Origin of the sequence: Pseudolabrys taiwanensis (genome assembly GCF_003367395.1) — a bacterium.
Taxonomy (GTDB): Bacteria; Pseudomonadota; Alphaproteobacteria; order Rhizobiales; family Xanthobacteraceae; genus Pseudolabrys; species Pseudolabrys taiwanensis.
Genome location: NZ_CP031417.1, coordinates 3,688,581 through 3,709,047, shown reverse-complemented (window position 1 = coordinate 3,709,047; position 20,467 = coordinate 3,688,581). Strand labels below are relative to the sequence as shown.

General features: G+C 65.4%; 21 protein-coding genes. 7 read left to right on the top strand and 14 right to left on the bottom strand.

Going from position 1 to position 20,467, the window contains the following annotated elements; translation table 11 throughout:
• Positions 1-192: 192 nt before the first annotated feature.
• The 6 genes from lnt to DW352_RS17570 form a co-directional block, all read right to left on the bottom strand.
• The gene (lnt, locus tag DW352_RS17595) at positions 193-1,797 is read right to left on the bottom strand and encodes an apolipoprotein N-acyltransferase (RefSeq protein WP_115692559.1); all 1,605 of its coding nucleotides are present in this window, start codon (positions 1,795-1,797) and stop codon (positions 193-195) included.
• Positions 1,794-2,945 (bottom strand): hemolysin family protein, encoded by a 1,152-nt coding sequence (locus tag DW352_RS17590; protein WP_115692558.1) that lies wholly within the window; start codon positions 2,943-2,945, stop codon positions 1,794-1,796. The genes lnt and DW352_RS17590 overlap by 4 nt, the downstream gene beginning before the upstream one ends.
• 6 nt (positions 2,946-2,951) lie before the next feature.
• Positions 2,952-3,458, bottom strand: a complete 507-nt coding sequence (gene ybeY / locus DW352_RS17585; RefSeq protein ID WP_115692557.1) for an rRNA maturation RNase YbeY — start codon at positions 3,456-3,458, stop codon at positions 2,952-2,954.
• The gene (locus tag DW352_RS17580) at positions 3,455-4,486 is read right to left on the bottom strand and encodes a PhoH family protein (protein ID WP_245434159.1); all 1,032 of its coding nucleotides are present in this window, start codon (positions 4,484-4,486) and stop codon (positions 3,455-3,457) included. The genes ybeY and DW352_RS17580 overlap by 4 nt, the downstream gene beginning before the upstream one ends.
• An 8-nt stretch (positions 4,487-4,494) precedes the next feature.
• Entirely contained in the window at positions 4,495-5,880 is a 1,386-nt protein-coding gene (gene miaB, locus DW352_RS17575; RefSeq protein ID WP_115692555.1) for a tRNA (N6-isopentenyl adenosine(37)-C2)-methylthiotransferase MiaB, read from the bottom strand.
• Between the two features lie 63 nt (positions 5,881-5,943).
• Positions 5,944-6,645: a helix-turn-helix transcriptional regulator gene (locus DW352_RS17570; RefSeq protein ID WP_115692554.1), complete on the bottom strand. Its 702-nt coding sequence runs from the start codon at positions 6,643-6,645 to the stop codon at positions 5,944-5,946.
• Between the two features lie 92 nt (positions 6,646-6,737).
• Here DW352_RS17570 and DW352_RS17565 point away from each other — a divergent pair, with 92 nt between their 5' ends.
• Entirely contained in the window at positions 6,738-7,127 is a 390-nt protein-coding gene (locus DW352_RS17565) for a VOC family protein (RefSeq protein WP_115692553.1), read from the top strand.
• Here DW352_RS17565 and DW352_RS17560 read toward each other — a convergent pair.
• The 7 genes from DW352_RS17560 to trpS form a co-directional block, all read right to left on the bottom strand.
• Entirely contained in the window at positions 7,124-7,984 is an 861-nt protein-coding gene (locus DW352_RS17560) for a lysophospholipid acyltransferase family protein (protein WP_245434158.1), read from the bottom strand. The genes DW352_RS17565 and DW352_RS17560 overlap by 4 nt on opposite strands.
• 109 nt (positions 7,985-8,093) lie before the next feature.
• Positions 8,094-8,474: a Fur family transcriptional regulator gene (locus DW352_RS17555; protein WP_115694466.1), complete on the bottom strand. Its 381-nt coding sequence runs from the start codon at positions 8,472-8,474 to the stop codon at positions 8,094-8,096.
• 142 nt (positions 8,475-8,616) lie between these two features.
• The gene (locus DW352_RS17550) at positions 8,617-9,102 is read right to left on the bottom strand and encodes a GNAT family N-acetyltransferase (RefSeq protein WP_115692552.1); all 486 of its coding nucleotides are present in this window, start codon (positions 9,100-9,102) and stop codon (positions 8,617-8,619) included.
• Positions 9,099-9,785 (bottom strand): tRNA (adenosine(37)-N6)-threonylcarbamoyltransferase complex dimerization subunit type 1 TsaB, encoded by a 687-nt coding sequence (tsaB, locus tag DW352_RS17545; RefSeq protein WP_115692551.1) that lies wholly within the window; start codon positions 9,783-9,785, stop codon positions 9,099-9,101. Before tsaB ends, DW352_RS17550 begins: the two co-directional genes overlap by 4 nt.
• Before the next feature lie 191 nt (positions 9,786-9,976).
• Positions 9,977-10,531 (bottom strand): NifU family protein, encoded by a 555-nt coding sequence (locus DW352_RS17540; RefSeq protein WP_115692550.1) that lies wholly within the window; start codon positions 10,529-10,531, stop codon positions 9,977-9,979.
• Positions 10,532-10,628: 97 nt separating this feature from the next.
• On the bottom strand, positions 10,629-11,123 hold the full coding sequence (locus DW352_RS17535) for a universal stress protein (RefSeq protein ID WP_115692549.1): 495 nt from the start codon (positions 11,121-11,123) through the stop codon (positions 10,629-10,631).
• Between the two features lie 161 nt (positions 11,124-11,284).
• The gene (trpS, locus tag DW352_RS17530) at positions 11,285-12,319 is read right to left on the bottom strand and encodes a tryptophan--tRNA ligase (RefSeq protein ID WP_115692548.1); all 1,035 of its coding nucleotides are present in this window, start codon (positions 12,317-12,319) and stop codon (positions 11,285-11,287) included.
• Between the two features lie 485 nt (positions 12,320-12,804).
• Between trpS and DW352_RS17525 the strand changes: the two genes are divergently transcribed.
• The 4 genes from DW352_RS17525 to DW352_RS17510 all read left to right on the top strand — a co-directional run bounded on the left by DW352_RS17525 (position 12,805) and on the right by DW352_RS17510 (position 16,470).
• On the top strand, positions 12,805-13,806 hold the full coding sequence (locus DW352_RS17525) for an adenosine kinase (protein ID WP_115692547.1): 1,002 nt from the start codon (positions 12,805-12,807) through the stop codon (positions 13,804-13,806).
• 342 nt (positions 13,807-14,148) lie between these two features.
• The gene (locus DW352_RS17520) at positions 14,149-14,982 is read left to right on the top strand and encodes a hypothetical protein (RefSeq protein WP_115692546.1); all 834 of its coding nucleotides are present in this window, start codon (positions 14,149-14,151) and stop codon (positions 14,980-14,982) included.
• Between the two features lie 139 nt (positions 14,983-15,121).
• Entirely contained in the window at positions 15,122-15,973 is an 852-nt protein-coding gene (locus tag DW352_RS17515; protein WP_115692545.1) for an MBL fold metallo-hydrolase, read from the top strand.
• A gap of 134 nt (positions 15,974-16,107) precedes the next feature.
• A complete protein-coding gene (locus DW352_RS17510) occupies positions 16,108-16,470 on the top strand; it encodes a hypothetical protein (RefSeq protein ID WP_115692544.1) in 363 nt (120 codons plus the stop codon).
• A gap of 35 nt (positions 16,471-16,505) precedes the next feature.
• Here DW352_RS17510 and DW352_RS17505 read toward each other — a convergent pair whose 3' ends face one another.
• Positions 16,506-17,306: an IclR family transcriptional regulator domain-containing protein gene (locus DW352_RS17505; RefSeq protein WP_115692543.1), complete on the bottom strand. Its 801-nt coding sequence runs from the start codon at positions 17,304-17,306 to the stop codon at positions 16,506-16,508.
• Positions 17,307-17,443: 137 nt separating this feature from the next.
• Between DW352_RS17505 and DW352_RS17500 the strand changes: the two genes are divergently transcribed.
• Together DW352_RS17500 and DW352_RS17495 are read left to right on the top strand one after the other, a co-directional pair.
• Complete coding sequence (locus DW352_RS17500) at positions 17,444-18,751, top strand: aromatic ring-hydroxylating dioxygenase subunit alpha (protein WP_115692542.1); 1,308 nt, start codon at positions 17,444-17,446, stop codon at positions 18,749-18,751.
• A gap of 136 nt (positions 18,752-18,887) precedes the next feature.
• Complete coding sequence (locus DW352_RS17495; protein WP_115692541.1) at positions 18,888-20,363, top strand: glutamine synthetase family protein; 1,476 nt, start codon at positions 18,888-18,890, stop codon at positions 20,361-20,363.
• Positions 20,364-20,467 lie beyond the last annotated feature (104 nt).

The window sequence follows — 20,467 nt, the reverse complement described above, 5'->3', positions numbered from 1 at the left end:
CCGTAATGTACAACTTGCGGAACTCGCGCTGGGGGTCAAGTCCCGTCTACGTGGTAACAAAAAATGGCACAGTCAAAATGGCGAGTATCAGGTTACCAGTTTGACCTTTTGAAGCTGCTATGTACGGTTCCCGACACCGTAATTTTTATTTAGTGAAATCAGACGGTTGTGCTGAGAAACGCCTGATTCAATCTAGGCACGAAATCGGCGGCGGCCCACCAGCAACACACTTACCACCAAAAAGAGAATCAAGGCGGAATTCCCAAATTTCACATATATAGTTTTTGCAATCGCACGTGGCAGGCCGGCGTCGAATACACCTTCAACCCCAAGAGGCAGTGACGCCGTTACTCGCCCGACGGGGTCGATGACCGCGGAGATGCCGGTATTGGCCGCGCGCACCAGCGGCAAGCCCTCCGCGATGGCCAAGGCGCGTGCTTGCTGGAAGTGCTGATACGGCCCGGAGCTGATGCCAAACCAGCCATCATTGGTGACGTTCACGAGCCAGCCGGGCCGCTCATTGTCGGGCACCGCTTCGCCGGGAAAAACCGCCTCGTAGCAAATCAGCGGCATCATCTTCGGCGCGTGGCCGACATCCATCACGCGGCGCCGATCGCCCGACAGGAAACCGCCGGCTTGCTTGGTCAGCTGTTGCAGCCCGAGGCTCTCGAGGAAGCTTTGAAACGGCAAATATTCGCCGAACGGCACCAGGTGCACTTTGTCGTAAATGCCGCGGATGGAGCCATCAGGATCAATCACATAGACGGAGTTATAGGCGCGGATCGCGCGCGACCCCGGCACCGGCGGCACGGCACGGACAGCGCCGGTGATGAGCTCCGTGCCGGGCTTGAGCAGCGCTACGATTTGCGCCAGCGCATCGGGCTCTTGCGCGAGAAAAAATGGAAATGCCGATTCGGGCCAGATCAGATGCGTGACGCCGTGCAGTCCTTCGGACTGCGGTCCGGTGGATCGTCCCGATAGCGACAGATAATGCGCCATCACTTCGTTCTTGGCGGAGTAGTTGAACCGCGCATCCTGCTGCAGATTGGGCTGCATGATGCGCAGCTTCACGCCGCTCACGAATGCGGTCGGATGCAGCCGCAGGCGCGTGCCGCCATAACCCGCGAGCGCCGCGAGAATGACGAGGCCGACAACCGGCCAGCGATAAGGATGACGCGTGTCTTCGGGCTCGTCCGCGAGCACGGCCGGGCTCGCGCATATGGCGAGTGCCAAAAAAGTCAGCCCCCAAATGCCGACCAGCGAGATGCTTTGACCGAGCACCAGCGGTTGCATGAACGCGTAGCCGAAAGTATTCCACGGAAATCCCGTGAGTACATGACCGCGCAGCCACTCCGCGATGGTCATCGTGGCCGCCAAGGCCAGGATGCGCGCGGGTCCGCGTATCCAAAGCAGGCGCGCGGCGGCAAGGCCCAGGGCCGTATAGATGGCGAGGTACGCGGGAAGGCCGGCGACCGCGACCGGCAGCAGCCAGCCGAAGGTCTTGGCATCGACCAGGAAGGCGTAGCCGACCCAATAGAGCCCGGCGACGAAGTAGCCGAAGCCGAAGCACCAGCCGGCGAGCGCCGCGGTCCCAATGCCGCCCCAGCGGCCGGCGGTGGAGCCGTCCACCAGCCACACCAGCACGGGGAAGGTCAGGAAAAGGACCGGCCAGGCACCGATCGGCGCCATGGCGAGAACGGACACGGCGCCGGCCACGAACGCGATGATGGCCCGCTGCCAGCCGAAGGCGAGCACGACCTCATGTGCGGCACGGGTGGCGAGACGAATGGGCGTCACGGGCGCGGCGTGCCCGGTGAGGCTGAAATCTCGCTGTCCTTCGCGGCGTCCTCACCCGGCATCGGCGGCGGCGCAACGCCGGCGAGCACGGCATCGGGTTCTCGCCGACGCCCGTCGCGGGAAGCCTCACGCGACGCTTCGCGCGGTTCCTTCAGACGCGTGATGCGCACGCGCTTGATGCGGCGCGGATCGGCATCGAGCACTTCGAACTCGAACAGGTCGGGGCCGGCAATGACTTCACCGCGCAACGGCAGACGTCCGGCGCGCGTCACCAGATAGCCGCCGAGCGTGTCGACTTCTTCGGCGGCGTCGCCGGCCTGGAAATCGTTGCCGACGATATTGACCACATCCTCGAGGCTGGCGCGGGCATCGGCGATGTAAGAGCCGTCCGGCTGACGCACAACGCTCGGCATTTCGTCTTCGTCGTGTTCGTCGGCGATCTCGCCGACGATCTGCTCGACGATATCCTCCATCGAGATCAAGCCGTCGGTGCCACCATATTCGTCGACGACGAGCGCGAGATGGATGCGCGTCGCCTGCATGCGCGCGAGCAGATCGATGGCGCGCATCGACGGCGGCACGAACAGGATTTCGCGCACGATCTTCGCACTCGACATGGGTATCGCGAGATCGATGGCCTTGAAATCGAGGCCCGCCGGCAACGGCTTCTTGCGCTTGGCGTTCTTTTCGGGATCGACCGCGGCGCGCGCCGTCATGAAGGCGATGAGGTCGCGGATGTGCACCATGCCGACCGGATCGTCGAGCGTGTCGTTGTAGACGACAAGACGCGAATGGCCGGCGCCTTCGAAGGTGCGCACGAGTTCGCCGAGCGGAATGTCCTGCTGCACCGACACGATGTCGGCGCGCGGTACCATGACGTCGCCAACGCGGCGCTCGCGCAAGCCGAGGATGTTCTTGAGCATCCGGCTCTCATCCGGCGAGAAACCGGATTCGCTCGGCGGCATCTCGTCGAGCACGTCCTTGAGGTCGGCGCGGATTGAACCGTTACGCCAGCCGAACAGGGAGCGGATGGTGCGGATGAACCAGCCGTCGCCGCCCTCGCGCGGGGGCGGGACGGGCACGGGCAAATGGCGCGGCTCGTAAGACGCGCCGGTGGAGCTGGTACTGGAGGGTTCGCTGTCAGGCATGGCAGTTCAGGCGTTATCGCCCTCGCGCGCCCGGTAGGGGTCGGCGATGTTTAGACGGGCAAGAATTTGGCGCTCAAGCCCTTCCATGGCCTCGGCCTCTGAATCGGTCTCGTGATCGTATCCCAAGAGATGCAGATAGCCATGCACGACGAGATGGGCCAGATGATGAAGGACGGGTTTTTTTTCCTCGTCTGCCTCGCGGGCCAGGGTCTCGTAGGCGACGACGACGTCGCCGAGCAGCGCGGGAACCCCGGCGATCTTCGGCGTAGCCGCCGGAAATGACAGGACATTCGTCGGCTTGTCGAGCTTGCGCCAGTCGCGGTTGAGGACGCGGATCGAGGCATCGTCGGTGAGGATCACGCTCATTTCGCCGGCCGCCGGCTCGAAAGCCGCGGCGGCCGCGATGGCCGTGCGCACGGTGTCTTCCGCTTCCGGGAGCTGGTCCCAGAGCGGCGATTGCACGTCGAAGTCGATCTCAGGCGCGGTCACGCGCTGCTTTACCGCTGCGCTCATGCCTTGCTCTTGGTCTCGGGGATGACGCGGTCGTAGGCCGCGACGATACGCGCCACCAGTTCATGCCGGATGACGTCTTCATGACCGAAGGCCACGTGGCCGATGCCCTCGACGTCCTTGAGCAACCTGATGGCTTCGGCGAGGCCGGACATCTGGCCGCCCGGCAAGTCGACCTGGCTCGGATCGCCGGTCACGATCATGCGGCTGTTCTCGCCCAAGCGGGTCAAGAACATCTTCATCTGCATCGATGTGGTGTTCTGGGCTTCGTCGAGGATGACGCAGGCATTCGCCAACGTACGGCCGCGCATGAAGGCGAGCGGCGCGATCTCGATCTCGCCGGCCTGCAGCGCGCGTTCGACGATGCGCGCATCCATCAGATCGTACAGCGCGTCGTAGATCGGACGCAGATAAGGATCGACCTTCTCGCGCATGTCGCCGGGCAGGAAGCCGAGCCGTTCGCCCGCTTCCACCGCCGGCCGCGACAGGATGATGCGATCGACTTCCTTGCGTTCGAACATCTGCACGGCTTGCGCGACGGCGAGCCAGGTCTTGCCGGTGCCGGCGGGCCCCGTGCCGAAGACGAGCGAATGGCGCTTGAGCGCGCGGATATAGGCGCTTTGCGCGGCCGTGCGGGCGCGCACCGGCCGCTTGCGCAGATTGATTTCTTCGAATGAGGGCCGCGCGCCTTCGCCTGCGTAATCGAAAAGCGAGCCTTGCGCGATCGCCTGGCGGATGGCGCCTTCGACGTCGCCCTGACTGAGGTCGCGGCCGCGTTTGGTTTGCTCGTACAAACCCTCGAGCACATGGCGCGCCTGCTCGCAGCCCGAGCGCGAGCCTTCGAGCGTGACGTGATTGCCGCGCTGGTCGGCGACGACGCCGAGCCGGCGCTCGATCAATGCGAGATTTTGCCCGTACTGTCCGAAGAGGATGGAGGCGAGCTTGTTGTCCTCGAAAGCCAGCACGACTTGCGTGGTCGCCGTCTCTTCCGAGGTGGCGGCGGTCGGGATCACGGGATCCGATGTGCGCAAAGGTGGCTCTATGCTCCAGCTTCAGCCAGGAGCGGCGCCGCGGCGCCGCCGGCCAGTTCCCCAAACAACGTGTTGGTGCCCAGCGACGTGATCGCCACCGGAACGACGGTGCCGATCAGCGCAGCAGGCGCCATGACCTGTACTGCCTGCAAATATGGGGTCTTGCCGACCAGTTGCCCAGGGAGCCGGCCGGCCTTTTCAAGCAGGATAGGGACAGTTTTTCCGACGAATGCGGCGTTAAAGTCACGCTGCTGGCGGGCGATCAGGGCCTGAAGGCGGTACAAACGCTCGGTTTTCTCCTCCGGCGGCACCTGGTCCTCGATATCCGCCGCCGGGGTGCCGGGGCGGGGGGAGTAGGCGAAGGTATAGGCCCCCGCGTAGCCGACCGCGTCGACCAGGCTGAGCGTGTCCTCGAAGTCCTGTGCCGTCTCGCCGGGGAAGCCGACGATGAAATCGGAGGAGAAGGCGAGGTCCGGCCGCGCCGCCCGCAGCCGCGCCACAACGTCGAGATAGTGCTGGCGCGTGTGCTTGCGGTTCATCGCCGCGAGGATGCGGTCGGCGCCCGACTGCACCGGCAGGTGCACATAGGGCATCAGCTCCGGCAGATCGGCATGCGCGGCGATCAGGTCGTCGTCCATGTCGTTCGGATGGCTGGTGGTGTAGCGCAGCCGCGCGATGCCCGGCACGCGCGCCAAGCGGCGCAGCAATTGGCCGAGCGTTGCCGGCGCGCCGCCCCCGTCGGCGCCATGATAGGCGTTGACGTTCTGGCCGATCAGCGTGACTTCGCGCACGCCCGCGTCGGCGAGCCGCGCGACTTCGTCGGCGATCTTCTCGACCGGCCGCGAGATTTCGGCGCCGCGCGTATAGGGCACCACGCAGAAGGTGCAAAACTTATCGCAGCCTTCCTGCACCGTGACGAAAGCGGCGATGCCGCGCTTGGCGATTTCTTCGCGCTTGGGCGCCGCCAGCGCGTCGAACTTGTCCTCGACTGGAAACTCGGTGTCGATGACTTTCTCGCCGCGCGCGGCGCGCGCGATCATCTCCGGCAGGCGGTGATAGTTCTGCGAGCCGACGACCAGATCGACGGCGCCGGCGCGGCGCATGATCTCGCGGCCTTCCGCTTGCGCGACGCAGCCGGCAACGGCGATCAGCATCTGCCGGCCTTCGCGCGCGGCTTCTTCCTTCATCACCCGCAGCCGGCCGATCTCGGAATAGACCTTGTCGGCCGCCTTCTCGCGGATGTTGCAGGTGTTGAGGATGACGAGATCGGCCCCCTCCGGCCCCGCGGCCTCGGCGAACCCGGCCGGCGCCAAGGTGTCCGCCATACGATTGGAGTCGTAGACGTTCATCTGGCAGCCGAAGGATTTGACGTGGACTTTGCGCGCATTCGCCATGGCGGCGCCTGATAACGCCTTTTTGGGCAAAAATAAACGCCGCTCCAGCGGGATCGGCCGGGCCTAGCCTGCGGTGGGCCGGTAGTGGTCCTCGCGCCAGCGCTGCCACCGCCGGCGCAACTCCCCGGGCCGGAAATCGCCGCTTTCCGCAAGGAACGTCATGTCGACGATCCGGTCGGCGCGAAAGTGCCTGAAATCGCCCCGCAACTCACACCAGGCAACCAGCAGGCAGGTGGCGTCGGTATAGCCGAGAATGACCGGCGAGACCGTGCGCTCGGTCTCCTCACCCGCCTCGGAGCGGTAGCGCAGGCGCAGCTTCCGACCCTCCCGGATGGCCGAGCGCAGGCCGGCGGTATCCAGGTTTTGAGCCGGCGCGGGCTTTATCGGCTTCAGGCCCACGCTGGGGTCGGCGATGTAGGGGCGAAGATCCTCGGGCACCACGGCTGCGATCTTGGCGACGAGGTCGCGCGCGGCATTCGCAAGCGCCTTGTCGGGTTGACCGGCGACCCACTGCGCACCGAGCACCACGGCTTCCAACTCGTCGGGCGTCAGCATCAAGGGTGGCATGTCGTACCCCGCGGTCAGAACGTAGCCGAATCCGGCCTCCCCTTCGATCGGGACGCGCTGGCTCATGAGATCGCTGATATCGCGATACACCGTACGCCGTGACACCTCGAGTTCGTCCGCAAGCGCCGCCGCCGTCACGGGTCGCGGCGTCCGGCGCAGGATCTGGATAATCTGGAACAGACGATCGGCGCGGCGCATGCTGACTCCTGCTGACAATATGCTGGCAGGAGGGTGGTGCGACAAGGCGGGAAAGCGCGGCGCTCGCTGCGCGCAAAGACAGGAAGCAGTCGATGAAATTCGCATCCACCCGCCTCGTCGTCGCCGACATGAAGGCGATGGTGTCATTTTATGAAAGAGTGACGCAGCAGACCGCTGACTGGCTCGCGCCCGTTTTCGCCGAGATCGTGCTGCCCGGCGCGGCGCTCGCCTTCAATGCCACGCAGACGGAACCGCCGGGTGCCGGCGCAGCCGGCGCCAATCGTACCGCCTGCATCGAGTTTCAGGTCGACGACATCGACGCCCACTATGCGCGGCTAAAAGATACGGTGCCGATCGTGCAGGACCTGATGCTCATGCCATGGGGCAACAAGCGGTTCATGTTTCGCGATCCCGAGGGCACCATCGTCTCGCTCTACGCGCCGGCCACTGATGACGCCAGGAAACGCTTCGGCGCGCGCTAGGCACTGATCTTTTCCTGCGCCACGAGATCGACGGTGACGCTTGGCGCCACCGGCTGCGGCTGGTTCGCCGGGATTGGCCGGCCGCGCAGGGCGCTGACCATCAGGCGGCGCACGTCCTCGTGCAGCTTGCGCGTCATCGCCTTGCGGTCGAGCGTGCCGTCGGCGGGAACCGGCGGGCCGTAACTGACCACCGCGTCGACCACGCCTTCGCCGACGAAGCGTTTGATGTGCGGCATGAAGTCGAGATCGCCGTACCACGCGACGAGCGGCCGCTGGCTGCGGCGCATCGGCATGCCCTGCTGGCCCGTATAGGTGATCGCGATCGGCTGAATCAGGATGGCGTCGGCGCCGCCTTGGTGCGCGGCGGCCGCATCCTCGACGCTGCCGAGCAGCGCCGAACGGAACGGCAGCACGCGGTTGCCGTCGCTGGACGTGCCCTCGGCGAACAGCACCACCGACGTGCCGCCCTTCAAGCGCTCGACGATCTGGCTCACGGCGTCGCCGGTCTGGTGACGGCGCGTGCGATCGACGAAGACCGTGCGCTGTATTTTCGCGGTGATGCCGACCAGCGGCCAGCTCGCCACTTCGCGTTTGGCGACGAAAGCGACCGGCGCGAGTGAGCCGATCACGACGATATCGGACCACGAGACGTGATTGGATACGTACAGCACGGCGCGGCCGTGCACCGGCGTGCCGACGACGCGAACGCGGATGCGCAACAGCCCGCGCAGCACCTTGTAATAATTCGACGCGATGAAGCCCCAGCCGGGCAGGCCGAGTTTGCCGAGCACCCATTGGATGGAGATCAACAGCGGCGTCATCGTGCAGAAGAACGCCGCGATGAACAGGCCGCGCATCACGTCACCATGTCCGCGCGTCCCCGCGAAAGCGGGGACCCAGCGCTGGATTCCCGCTTTCGCGGGAATGACCGGGGACGGGGCCAGCGCGTGCACATGAAGGAAGGTCTTATTTCTTTTCGTCGGTGAGCGGTACGGCGTAGAGCTCGAGCCGATGATCGATGAGCTTGTAGCCGAGCTTGCGCGCGACTTCCGCCTGCAGGCGTTCGATCTCTTCCGATTGGAATTCGATCACTTCGCCGGTGCGCAGATTGATGAGATGGTCGTGATGCGCCTCCGACGAGGTCTCATAGCGCGCGCGGCCGTCGCGGAAGTCGTGCTTCTCGATGATGCCCGCGTCTTCGAACAGCCGCACGGTGCGATAGACCGTCGAGATCGAAATGCGGTCGTCGACTTTGGCGCAGCGGCGGTACAGTTCCTCGACGTCGGGATGATCTTCCGATTCGGCCAGCACGCGTGCGATGACGCGCCGCTGCTCGGTCATGCGCATGCCTTTGGATGCGCAAAGCGTCTCGATATTCTTGCGTTCAAGCGGGATTTTGTCCGGCGTCGTCACGTTTCCAGCACTCGATTGTTCGCGGGCCCGGCCCTTCTAGCACACCGCGCCCGCCGGGGAATGCGCTGATTGCGGGTCAGACAAGGTCGCGGCGCAGAACCAATGCCGCCGAAGGTTTGCCCGTCGCGCCGGGATAATAATTGGGTCTGCGGCCGACGTCGCGAAAGCCTGCGCGGCGATAAAGCCGAATCGCGGCCATATTATTTTCGTCAACTTCCAAGAACACGCTGGCAACGCCGAGACCGGCGAGTCGCCGCAGATGCAAAGTCAACAGGCCGCGGCCGATGCCACGTCCGCGCCGCGCGCCGCTTACCGCGACCGATAGGATTTCCGCCTCATCGGCCGCGCGGCGTGACAGGATGAAGCCGGCGAAGGTGCCGCCCAGCATCGCGCGATGCGCGACCACGGCGCGATCGAGAAGCAGCGTCTCGACCTCCTGCTCGCTCCAGCCGCGGTGGAACGAGACGGCATGCAAGGCGGCGATCGCGACGGCATCGCGCGGGCTTGCCTCGACGAAACTCGGCTCGCCGCGCCCGAACAAGTTTCGGAAAAAGCCGATCATCGCCGCGATAGCTGTGTGGCTTCCTGCGGCTGCGCGTCCGGCGCCTTGAGATAAAGCGGCCGCGGCGCCACGCCGGTATCCGCGACGGCCGCGCCGACCTGTGCCACCCAGTCGATATCCGGCGCGCCCTTCTGTTCGACCGCGCGTGGCTTGCGCTCATCGGCCGGCCACGCCGCCGCGATCAGCTCGGCCGCGGTACCCACGATGCGTGGGGCGCCGCTGTTGGCGGCGGCACGGACGGCTTCGCGCAAGGGCGCAATGCGCGGCGCCACCAAAGTGCGGCCGCCGGGGCCGAAGACCTGCAGATAGACCTGTTCGTGCCGCGCATCGATCGCGGCGACGACCGGAATCGTGTCGTCGGCGGCAATCAGCGGTGTCGCGTAAGCGGCGAGCGTCGACAGGCCGACCGCCGGTTTGCCGGCGGCCAGCGCGATGCCGCGCGCGGCGGCGATGCCGACGCGCAGGCCGGTGAAGCTGCCGGGGCCGATGGTGACGGCGACGCGATCCAGCTCGGTGAAAGCCAAGCCGGCATGGTCCATCACGCGCTTGATCAGCGGCATTAAAGCTTCGGCGTGACCGCGCTGCATGGGCATCTGCTCATGCGCGACGATGCCGCCTTGCTCGGTGTCGAGCACGGCGGCTGAACAGGCTTCGAGTGCGGTATCGATGGCAAGGACGCGCATGGGATTCACATTAGCATCGTCGCGCGTCTGGCGAATGCATTCTCTCTTGTCGTCCCCGCCAAAGCGGGGACGACAGTACGCCGCAGCAACGGGCCGCCCCATCGAGACGCGGCCCTCGGCCGCTCCTCAGGCTGAGGGCGGCACGAGACGCTGCCAATGGGTTGCGCGAGCGCGCCCGGGACGACGGTCCGTCAAATCGGCCGGACTTCGGTCACTTCCGGCACGAAGTGGCGCAGCAGGTTCTGGATGCCGTGCTTGAGCGTCGCCGTCGAAGACGGGCAGCCGGAGCAAGCGCCTTTCATGTGCAGGTAGACGATGCCTTCCTTGTAGCCCTTGAAGGTGATGTCGCCGCCGTCGCCGGCCACTGCCGGGCGCACGCGCGTCTCGAGCAGATCCTTGATCAACGTGACGGTCTCTTCGTCGGCGGCATCGAAGAACTCGTCGTCGGCCTTGGCCTCTGCGTCCTGGGCCAGCAGCGGCGCGCCGGAGAGGTAGTGCTCCATGATGGCGCCGAGGATCGCCGGCTTCATCTGCTGCCACTCGCCCTCGGTCTTGGTGACCGAGATGAAGTCGCTGCCGAAGAACACGCCGCCGACATGCGGAATGTCGAACAGCCGCTGGGCGAGCGGGGACTGGGCGGCGGCCTCGGGACTCGCAATATCGAGCGTGCCCTGGTCGAGCACGGCGCGGCCGGGGAGGAATTTCAGCGTCGCCGGGTTCGGCGTCGGTTCAGTCTGGATGAACATCGTTTGGCTCTCCTTGCGGGTTCAAGGCCCGTGGATGGCTGGGTACCCTGGATAGATGGCGCGTGCGGCGGGCGGGGTCAACCTATCGGGCCTGGCCTCACGCCATCGCCTCGAGTTCCTCGTCGTTGAGGTGGCCGGGCACGATGGCCACGGGAATGGGGAAGCTGCCCGCGCTCTTGGCGACGCTGGCGACGAGCGGGCCGGGGCCGTCCTTGGTCACGCCAGCGGCGAGCACCAGGATGCCGATATCGGCGTCGTCGTCGATCAGCTTGACGATCTCCTCGGCGGTATCACCTTCCCGGATCACACGGTCGGGATTGATGTCGGCAATCTCCTTCGCGCGCACCGCGAACTGATCGAGCGCGGCGTTCGCCGCTTCCATCTGCTCGGCCTTCATGATGTCGGCGACGCCGAGCCATTGCTGATTGCGGTCGCCCGGTTCGATCACGCGCAACATCACGATCTGCGAGCCGGTGCGGCCCGCGCGCTTGGCGGCCCAGAACAAGGCACGGTCGCACTCTTCGGTCTCGTCGATGACGACGAGATATTTGCGCTTGTGACCGGCTTCGAAGCTGCGCCGCTTGATGCTCATACTCACCCCCGTTCGTCCGCTGTTCGCCGAGCAGCTGACTCACAAGCTACGGATGGTGGCATGGCGCCGTTCGTGGGGACAAGTAGCCTCTCACCGTCGTCCTTCGAGGGCCGCTTCGCGGCCACCTCAGGATGACGGTGAAAGGGGAGACGGCGAGAAGTTCAGCGCCGCACGAAGCCGACGATGTCCTTGACCGCCTTCATGGTATCGGCGGCGATCACGCGGGCGCGGTCGGACCCTTCGGCGAGAACCGAGTCGATGTAGACCGGATCCTGCACCAGCTTCTTCATCTCGGCGCCGATCGGGCCGAGCTTGGCGACCGCGAGATCGACCAGCGCCGACTTGAAGGTCGAGAACTGCCCGCCGCCGAATTCGCCGAGCACCTGCGCCTTGGTCTTGTCGCTCAGCGCCGCGTAGATGCCGACGAGATTGTCGGCCTCCGGCCGCGGTTCCAAGCCTTTCTCTTCGCTCGGCAGCGGTTCCGGATCGGTCTTGGCCTTGCGGATCTTCTGCGCGATCGCATCGGCGTCGTCGGTGAGATTGATGCGCGAGTAATCCGACGCGTCGGACTTCGACATCTTCTTGGCGCCGTCGCGCAAGCTCATCACGCGCGTCGCCGGTCCTTGGATGATCGGCTCCGGCTGCGGGAAGAACATGTCGCCGTAGCCGTGATTCTGAATCGACGCGCCGTAGTCGTTGTTGAACTTCTGCGCGATGTCGCGCGCGAGCTCGAGATGCTGCTTCTGGTCTTCGCCGACCGGCACATGCGTCGCGCGGTACACCAGGATGTCGGCGGCCATCAGGTTCGGATAGGCATAGAGACCGACCGAGACGTTCTCGCGGTCCTTGCCGGCCTTCTCCTTGAACTGGGTCATGCGGTTCAGCCAGCCGAGGCGGGCGACGCAGTTGAACACCCAGGCGAGCTCGGCGTGCTCGGCGACCTGGCTCTGGTTGAAGACGATGTGCTTCTTCGGATCGATGCCGCAGGCGATGAACGCGGCGGTCACCTCGCGCGTCGCATGCGCGAGTTCGCGCGGCTCCTGCCAGACGGTGATCGCGTGCATGTCGACGACGCAATAGATGCAGTCGTAATTGTCCTGGAGCGCCACGAACTTCGTGATCGCGCCGAGATAATTGCCGAGGTGCAGATTGCCCGTCGGCTGCACGCCGGAAAACACGCGCTCTTTGAACGCCATAGCCTGTCTCCTCAGGGACCGTGGCGGGCCACATCGCATGACGGCGTTCGCCACGCAACCCCGGCCGTGGCATCGGGACGTGTCGGGGCCGGGCACGGCGGGGCGGGCGATATCAAAGCCGTTGCCGTTCCGTTATAGGTGGTCTCGAACAATCGGAATCGCAGCAGCAGGCGGAATTTGATGAGCAAGGACGAACTGGTCATCCAGCTGGTGAAGGTGGCGCTGGGCATTTTGATCGGCGGGTATTTTCTCTGGTGGAGTCTCGAAGTGCTGAACAGGCTGCCGCCGCCGCACTGACGCGCGTTCTGTCGGGTGGCCGCGCGCCGCTCGTCCCCGCGAAAGCGGCACCCAGGAGCCAAGGATACAGATATCGGTGGGCATTGGCCCCGGTCATCGCGGTGTGGCCGGCATGACCACGCCATCGCCCAACGTTGCCTCAGCAAATCCAGCCGATATAGTGCGCCGCGCTTAACAGAGGACCGCATATGACCGCTTCCCGCTACGACGTGCTCGGCATCGGCAACGCCATCGTCGACGTTATCGCTCGCGCCGAGGACGATTTCCTCGTCGCGCAGGGCATGAACAAAGGCGCCATGACGCTGATCGATGAGGCGCGCGCGGAAGCGATCTACGCCGCGATGGGTCCGGCGGTGGAAAGCTCGGGCGGCTCGGCGGCCAACACCATTGCCGGCGTCGCCAGCTTCGGCGCCCGTGCCGCCTTCGTCGGCAAGGTCAAGGACGACGTCCTCGGCAAAGCCTTCGCGCACGATATCCGTTCGATCAACGTCGCCTTCGATACCAAGGCGGCGAACGATGGCCCGGCGACCGCGCGCTGCTACATCATGGTGACGCCGGACGGCGAGCGCACGATGAACACTTATCTCGGCGCGGCGCAGGATCTGCGCCCGGCCGATATCGACGAGGCGCAGATCGCCGCGGCCGAAGTCGTCTATCTCGAGGGCTATCTGTGGGATCCGCCGCAGGCCAAGGAAGCCTTCGTCAAGGCCGCGGCCATCGCGCACAAGAACGGCCGCCGCGTCGCGCTGACGTTGTCGGATTCGTTCTGCGTCGACCGCTATCGCGCCGAATTCCTCGACCTCATCCGCAAGGGCACCGTCGACATCGTCTTCGCCAACGAGCACGAGCTGCACAGCCTGTACGAGACGTCCGACTTCGCCGTCGCCACCATGGCCTTGCAGAAGGACGCCAAGCTCGCCGTCGTCACGCGCAGCGCCAAAGGCTGCGTGGTGGTCACGGCGGACCGGGTCGAAGCCGTGCCGGCGGCGCCGGTCGCGCAGGTGTCCGACGTCACCGGCGCGGGCGACCTGTTCGCCGCTGGCTTCCTGGTCGGCCTCGCGCGCGGCAAGGACCACCAGACCGCCGCCCGGCTCGGCGGCCTCGCCGCCGCGGAAGTGATCCAGCACATCGGCGCGCGTCCGGCGGTGTCGCTCAAGGCGCTGGCGGCCGAGAACGGCCTGGCGGTGTAGACCGCCTTCGCCGCCCTGAAGGGCTCGGCGCTTTTGCGCCGCGCCTCGAAGGGGGGTGCGTGTCAGGTCATCCTTCGAGCCCCGCGCTACGCGCGGGCACCTCAGGATGGCGGCTTTCACTTGTATGATTGATGGGGAGAGGCCTTCGGCGTGAGAGCCGGGAGTGTCGCCCCCATTGCTCTCACGCTGGTCGGTGGTCTGCCAGCCTAAATGAGGCCGGTTGCAAGGCCTTACGCCTGCCGAGATAGGGCCGGCACAGGCGCGCCGCAAGCGCTTGGTAACGACTTGGTAACCGAACGTGGTTAGCGATTGGTGAACAACCGATTTGCGAGGACCACGGCCATGGCCGACGAAAGCGAGAAGAGCGCCGCCGACGATACCTCGGCGAAGTCCAGCAAAGACAATCAGGCGAAGGGCTTGCCGTCGGTCGAGTCGCCCTCGATCTCGCCGGCCGAACCGGAACGCGTGCCGGACATCGAGCCCGCAATGTCCGTCGTGCCTTTCACACCGCGCGCCTTCGACGACATCGAGGAGCCGGCGCCGCGCAGAACCTTCCGCCTGCGCCACAAGCTTTATGGCGCGATCGCTGCGTCGATGCTGATCGCGGGCGCCGTCGGCGCCATCGCCGGCGTGGCGGCGAGCGGCAGCTTCGCCACCAAGCCGGAGCCGCCGAAGGTCGACACCGCCGCGCTCAAGGAGCGCGAGGCGATGCAACAGTCGATCGCCAAGCTGAACAAGGAAATCGGTACGCTGAAGTCGAGCCTCGAAGCCGCCAACAAGTCGGCGAACACGCAGCTCGCCAAGATGACCGAGAAGCTCAACGAAAAGCTCGCGCGCGAAGCGGCCGAGGTCACCGGTTCGATCGCCGCGCCGCAGACGACGGCGCCCGCCGCGCCGACGCCGGTGCAGGCGGTGACGCCGCTTCCGACCCCGCGTCCGACGCGGGTCGCGGCGGTCGAGCCGCAGCGCCAGGCGATCGTCCCCAACTGGTCGGTGCGCGGCAACCGCAACGGCTACGTCTATGTGCAGAACGACCACGACATCTATCAGGTCGTGCCGGGCGCGATGCTGCCGGGCCTCGGCCCCGTGGAACAGATCAAGCGTCAGGACGGCCGCTGGGTCGTGATGACGCCGCGCGGCATGATCGTCCCGCGCGAGCGCAGCTTCTTCGAATAGCAATCCTGCTCAGAAAAGCGGCGAAGCGGCGCCCAACGGCGCCGCTTTTCATTTGTGCGTGAGCGCGACGTCTCGTGGCCTTGGCCTTGCCCCTTGAACCGTGTCAGATTTTGCGCGGCACCAGCGGCGGGTATTCGACATGCGCGGCACGCTTCTCAAAGTCGTGATGATCTTCGGCGTGCTCGTCGGCGCCGTCGCCTCGGCAGCCGCGCAAGGCGCGGCGCCGGCGCCGCCCAAACCGGACGCCAAGCCGGAGATGACGGAGAGTTGCCCGGGGCTCATCGCCACGCGCTCGCCGCTGTTCATGCCGGCGTCGCTGCGGCTCGCCGCGCTCGAGCGCGATCAGCTGCGCTTCACCTTCATCGGGCACGCGACGTTCCTGCTCGAGAGCCCGCAGATGGTGCGCATCGCCACCGACTACAACGACTACGTCAGGCCGCAGGTGCTGCCCGACATCGTCACGATGAACCACGCGCACTCGACGCATTACACCGATCATCCCGACTCCGGCATCAAATACGTGCTGCGCGGCTGGGCGGAGGATCAGAAGCCGGCGCGCATCGATGTGACGTACAAGGACGTGCGCGTGCGCAACGTGCCGACCAACATCCGCAGCTATGACGGCGGCACCGAGCGCCATGGCAATTCGATCTTCATCTTCGAGATCGGCAGTCTCTGCGTGGCGCATCTCGGCCATCTGCATCACACGCTGACGCAACAACAGCTCAACGAGATCGGCCGCGTCGACGTCGTGTTCGTGCCGGTCGACGGCAGTTACACGCTCGACCTCGAAGGCATGATCGAGGTTTTGAAATCGCTGAAGGCGCCGTTGATGGTGCCGATGCACTACTTCAGCGCCTACACGCTCGATCGCTTCCTCGGCCGCATTCGCCAGGAGTGGGATGTCGAGGTTGCGGAAGTGCCATCCGTTGTGGTTTCGAAGGCCAGCCTACCGTCCAAGCCCAAGGTGCTGGTGCTGCCCGGCCGCTAATCCGGATATCCCCCGCGGTTTTGACAACGATCAAAACGCCCCGTCCGGCGGGCCCTTAACTACGTTATCCCTATGTGGAACTAACTCGCCGGCTTCGCGTTCTTGCAGGTCGAGTTTGATGTGAGGGCCTTTGCATGCAGAGCTGGAGCAGCTGGAAGCGCTTCCCCGACGCGCACAGCGGGGGACATGTGGAGGCACCGATCGGTCCCGGCGTTTATGAGGTGCGTCATACGCTTACGGGCCGCGTCATTGCCTTCGGTCATAGCGGCAATGTCGCCAATGCGCTGTCCGAATTGAAGCTGAACGGCGGGGTCGGGACGTTCGCGCGTCTCTTCCGCAAGCAGCCGTTGGTGTCACGCGTCGCCGATCTCGAATATCGCACCTGCGCCGCATCGACGCGGGCGGAAGCCAAGGTCACGGCCAATCGTCTGCTGGGCTTGCGTCAAACAGCGTGGCGGCGGCGATTGGATCTCGGTTCCGCCGCGCGCGCGAACTGATCAGAACGTGGCCGTGGCTATTTTCTAGCCCCGGCTCAAATGAGCTGACTGGCCAGATCGTCGGCGAGCGCCCGCAATCGCGGCAGAAACACCTTGCGCATGGTGTCGAGCGGCACGCGCTGCGCGTGAACGCCGACGTTCAAGGCCGCGATCGTCCGGCCGTCACGCCTTTTCAGCGGCACTGAGATCGAGCGAAATCCCGCCTCCGCCTCCTGGTCGGCCAGCGCGAAGCCATCCATGCGCGCCTTCACAATGGCGGCGCGCAACTCGGCCTTATTGGTGACGGTCGACGGCGTCAGCTTGGCGACTTTGGCCTGCGCGATGAATTCGTCCGCTTGTTTGTCGCCAAGCGCCGCGAGAAGCACGCGGCCGAGTGACGACGACAGCGCCGGCAGGCGATAGCCGACCTGCGCGCTCACCGACAGCATCCGGTTCGGTGAAGCGTGTGCGATCATCACGACATCGGCGCCGTCGAGCACGGCGGCCGAGCAAGCTTCGCCGATCTCGTCGCTCAAGCGTTCGAGCGCGGGTTGGACGATGTCGGTGATGGTGTTCGACGAGAGATAAGCGCCGGCGAGGGCCAGGATGCGTGGCGTCAGCCGGAACAGCCTGTCGTCCATCTCGGCATAACCCAGCTTCACCAGCGTGTAGAGCGTGCGCCGCACCGAGGCCCGCGGCAGATCGACCAGCCGCGCCACGTCGCTGAGGGTCAGCCACCGCCGGTCGCGGCCGAAAGCTTCGACCACGCGCAGGCCGCGCGCCAGCGCCTCCAGGAATTCCTCGCCGGTCTCCTCGGCGCGCTTCTGTTCGGCTGGCGATCGCTTGATGCGCGGCATGACGCTCAATTTGTGGGCTTGGCGGACGGCTCCGAATGCGATTAAATCTAATTCCGAACATCTGTTCGGTCAACGAACGATGCCCCTGCGGCGAACAAAGCCTTGCGACGCCAACGCGAGAGACGAGGAGCGAGACCATGCTGAGCGCGGAGCAGAACCAACTCATCACCCATACCGGCCCGGGCGCGCCGGCCGGGACGTTGATGCGCCGCTACTGGCAGCCCGCCGCGCTCGTCGAAGAACTGGCGGGCAACCGGCCGATCAAGCCGATCCGGTTGCTGGGCGAAGACCTCGTGATCTTCAAGGACGACAAAGGCGGCTACGGCCTCGTCGGCCGTCATTGTCCGCATCGCGGCACCGATCTCGCTTACGGGCGCTTGGAAGACGGCGGCCTGCGTTGCCCGTTCCACGGCTGGCTGTTCGATACCGCGGGCAACTGCCTGGAGACGCCGGCCGAGCCGCCGGAGAGCAACCTCTGCGCCAACATCAAGCAGAAGGCCTATCCGGTCGTCGAGAAGAACGGCATCCTGTTCGCCTATATGGGGCCCGGTAAGCCGCCGGCCTTGCCGGCCTTCGACTGCTTCGTCGCGCCCGACAGCCACACCTTTGCGTTCAAGGGGCTGATCGACTGCAATTGGCTCCAGTCATTGGAAGTCGGCGTCGACCCGGTCCACACCTCGTTCCTGCATCGCTTCTTCCACGACGACGACCCGACCAAGAGCTACGGCAAGGTGTTTCGCGACGTCACGCGCGATAGCGACATGCCGATGTCGCGCATCATGCGCGAATACACCCGGCCGCAGATCGAAGTCGAGCCGACGCCCTATGGCTTCCGCGTCGTGACCTTGCGCGAGATCAGCGATGCCAGCACGCATGTGCGCGTCACCAACCTGATGTTCCCCAACGCCTTCGTCATCCCGATGAGCCGCGAGATGACGATCACGCAGTGGCACGTGCCGATCGACGACACCAAGCACTATTGGTACGCGATCTTCACCTCGTTCGGGCAGCCGGTGAACAAGGAAGAGATGCGCCGCCAGCGCCTTCAGCTCTATTCGCTGCCGGATTACGTGCCGAACCGCAACAAGAGCAACGACTACGGCTACGACCCCAACGAGCAAGAGCACGACACCTATACGGGCATGGGCCCGGACATCAACGTGCACGACCAATGGGCCTGCGAGTCGATGGGCGCGATCCAGGATCGCACGCAGGAGCATCTCGGCACGTCGGACAAGGCGATCATCGCCTATCGTAAGCTGCTGCGGCAGGCGCTCGATCAGCAGGCCAAAGGCGAGACGCCGTTGATGGTGCTGGACGAGAAGCAGGCCGCCAGCATCACCGGCCCTTCCGCCGTCGACGGCATCGGGCCGACCGAGGATTGGCAGGGCTATTGGCAACGCTCGGAAGCCGACAAGCGCCAAGGCGCGAGCTGGATCGCCTAGACTGTCATCGCCCGCGAAAGCGGGCGATCCAGTACTCCCCGGAAGATGCAATTGCGCATGGCATGCAATCCCATGATAGGCTCTAGCGTACTGGATGCCCCGCTTTCGCGGGGCATGACGGTTTGTGAGCGAGGCAATGCCCCCGCGTAAGCCCGCCAAATCCGCCGCCACCTTCGTCGACCGTCACGGTCTCTGGTCCGCCGACCAGGCGCGCATGGCGCTGGACGTCGAGCGCCAGATCAAGAAGCACAAGCTCGAACTGGTGCGTTTCTCGTTCGCCGACCAGCACGGCGTGCTGCGCGGCAAGACCTTGCTGGCCGACGATGCGATCGGCGCGCTGCGTTCGGGCGTCGGCATGACGTCGACCTTGCTCGCGAAGGACACCTCGCATCGCAGCGTGTTTCCGGTGTTCACCGCCGGCGGCGGCTTCGGCATGGCGGAGATGGAAGGCGGCGCCGACTTCACGATGGTCGCCGATCCGGCAACTTTCCGCGTGCTGCCGTGGGCCGCCAATACCGGCTGGGTGCTGTGCGACATCTATTTCGGCACCGGCAAGCCGGTGCCGTTTTCGACGCGCGCGCTCTATCGCAAGGCGCTCGAGACGCTGGCCGATGCCAGCTACGATTTTCTCGCCGGGCTCGAAGTCGAATTCCATCTGTTCAAGATCGAGAACCCGCGGCTTGCGCCGGCGGACGTCGGCTGGCCGCCGGAAGTGCCGGACGTGAGCCTGATCACGCAGGGCTATCAGTATCTGACCGAGTCGCGTTTCGACATGCTCGACGTGGCGATCGAGCCGCTGCGGCGCGGCGTTGCCGCGCTCGGTCTGCCGTTGCGCTCGGTCGAAGTGGAGATGGGGCCGAGCCAGTGCGAGTTCACCTTCCGCCCGCAACTGGGTCTCGCCGCCGCCGACACGATGATCCTGTTCCGCTCGGCGCTGAAACAAATCGCGCGCCGCAACGGCATGCTGGTGAGCTTCATGTGCCGGCCGGCGCTGCCGCACGTGATGTCGAGCGGCTGGCATCTGCATCAGTCGCTTATCGAGGCAAAGACCGGTCGTAATGCCTTCGTCCATGCCGACGGATTGTCGCCGCTCGGTCGCCATTTCCTCGGCGGGCTCATCGAACATGCGCGCGCCGGCGCCGCGTTCACGACGCCGACGGTGAATGGCTACAAGCGCTATCGCCCCTATTCGCTGGCGCCCGATCGCGCCATCTGGGGCCGCGACAATCGCGGCGTGATGCTGCGCCTGCTCGGCCAACCGGGCGATCCGGCAACGCATTTGGAAAACCGCGTCGGTGAACCGGCGGCGAATCCTTATCTCTACATGGCCTCGCAGATTCACGCCGGGCTCGATGGCCTCGTGAAGAAGCGCGATCCAGGTCCGTCGGCCGACACCCCCTATGAGACCGACGCACCGCTGCTGCCGAAGTCGCTGGGCGAAGCGACCGCGGCGTTGCGGGGGGACGAATGTTTCCGCGCCGGCTTCGGCGCGGGCTTCGTCGACTATTACGCGCACATCAAGGAAGCGGAGCTCGCACGCTTCACCAAGGAAGCGCCCGACACGCCTGATGTCACACCATGGGAGCAGAAAGAGTATCTGGATCTGTTCTGACGCCGATCCGTCATCCGAGGTGCGAGCGAACCGATCCTCGAACCGGCGGGTGACGGAATCGCCTGTCGTGCCATACGACGAGCCTCCGACGCGTTCGTCGCGGC

Excerpts from the sequence above, each read along its gene's own strand:
- DW352_RS17590 (WP_115692558.1), bottom strand. The coding sequence starts at position 2,945 with ATGCCTGACAGCGAACCCTCCAGTACCAGCTCCACCGGCGCGTCTTAC.
- ybeY (WP_115692557.1), bottom strand. The coding sequence starts at position 3,458 with ATGAGCGCAGCGGTAAAGCAGCGCGTGACCGCGCCTGAGATCGACTTC.
- miaB (WP_115692555.1), bottom strand. The coding sequence starts at position 5,880 with ATGGCGAATGCGCGCAAAGTCCACGTCAAATCCTTCGGCTGCCAGATG.
- DW352_RS17570 (WP_115692554.1), bottom strand. The coding sequence starts at position 6,645 with ATGCGCCGCGCCGATCGTCTGTTCCAGATTATCCAGATCCTGCGCCGG.
- DW352_RS17565 (WP_115692553.1), top strand. The coding sequence starts at position 6,738 with ATGAAATTCGCATCCACCCGCCTCGTCGTCGCCGACATGAAGGCGATG.
- DW352_RS17560 (WP_245434158.1), bottom strand. The coding sequence starts at position 7,984 with ATGCGCGGCCTGTTCATCGCGGCGTTCTTCTGCACGATGACGCCGCTG.
- DW352_RS17555 (WP_115694466.1), bottom strand. The coding sequence starts at position 8,474 with ATGCGCATGACCGAGCAGCGGCGCGTCATCGCACGCGTGCTGGCCGAA.
- DW352_RS17550 (WP_115692552.1), bottom strand. The coding sequence starts at position 9,102 with ATGATCGGCTTTTTCCGAAACTTGTTCGGGCGCGGCGAGCCGAGTTTC.
- tsaB (WP_115692551.1), bottom strand. The coding sequence starts at position 9,785 with ATGCGCGTCCTTGCCATCGATACCGCACTCGAAGCCTGTTCAGCCGCC.
- DW352_RS17540 (WP_115692550.1), bottom strand. The coding sequence starts at position 10,531 with ATGTTCATCCAGACTGAACCGACGCCGAACCCGGCGACGCTGAAATTC.
- DW352_RS17535 (WP_115692549.1), bottom strand. The coding sequence starts at position 11,123 with ATGAGCATCAAGCGGCGCAGCTTCGAAGCCGGTCACAAGCGCAAATAT.
- trpS (WP_115692548.1), bottom strand. The coding sequence starts at position 12,319 with ATGGCGTTCAAAGAGCGCGTGTTTTCCGGCGTGCAGCCGACGGGCAAT.
- DW352_RS17525 (WP_115692547.1), top strand. The coding sequence starts at position 12,805 with ATGACCGCTTCCCGCTACGACGTGCTCGGCATCGGCAACGCCATCGTC.
- DW352_RS17520 (WP_115692546.1), top strand. The coding sequence starts at position 14,149 with ATGGCCGACGAAAGCGAGAAGAGCGCCGCCGACGATACCTCGGCGAAG.
- DW352_RS17515 (WP_115692545.1), top strand. The coding sequence starts at position 15,122 with ATGCGCGGCACGCTTCTCAAAGTCGTGATGATCTTCGGCGTGCTCGTC.
- DW352_RS17510 (WP_115692544.1), top strand. The coding sequence starts at position 16,108 with ATGCAGAGCTGGAGCAGCTGGAAGCGCTTCCCCGACGCGCACAGCGGG.
- DW352_RS17505 (WP_115692543.1), bottom strand. The coding sequence starts at position 17,306 with ATGCCGCGCATCAAGCGATCGCCAGCCGAACAGAAGCGCGCCGAGGAG.
- DW352_RS17500 (WP_115692542.1), top strand. The coding sequence starts at position 17,444 with ATGCTGAGCGCGGAGCAGAACCAACTCATCACCCATACCGGCCCGGGC.
- DW352_RS17495 (WP_115692541.1), top strand. The coding sequence starts at position 18,888 with ATGCCCCCGCGTAAGCCCGCCAAATCCGCCGCCACCTTCGTCGACCGT.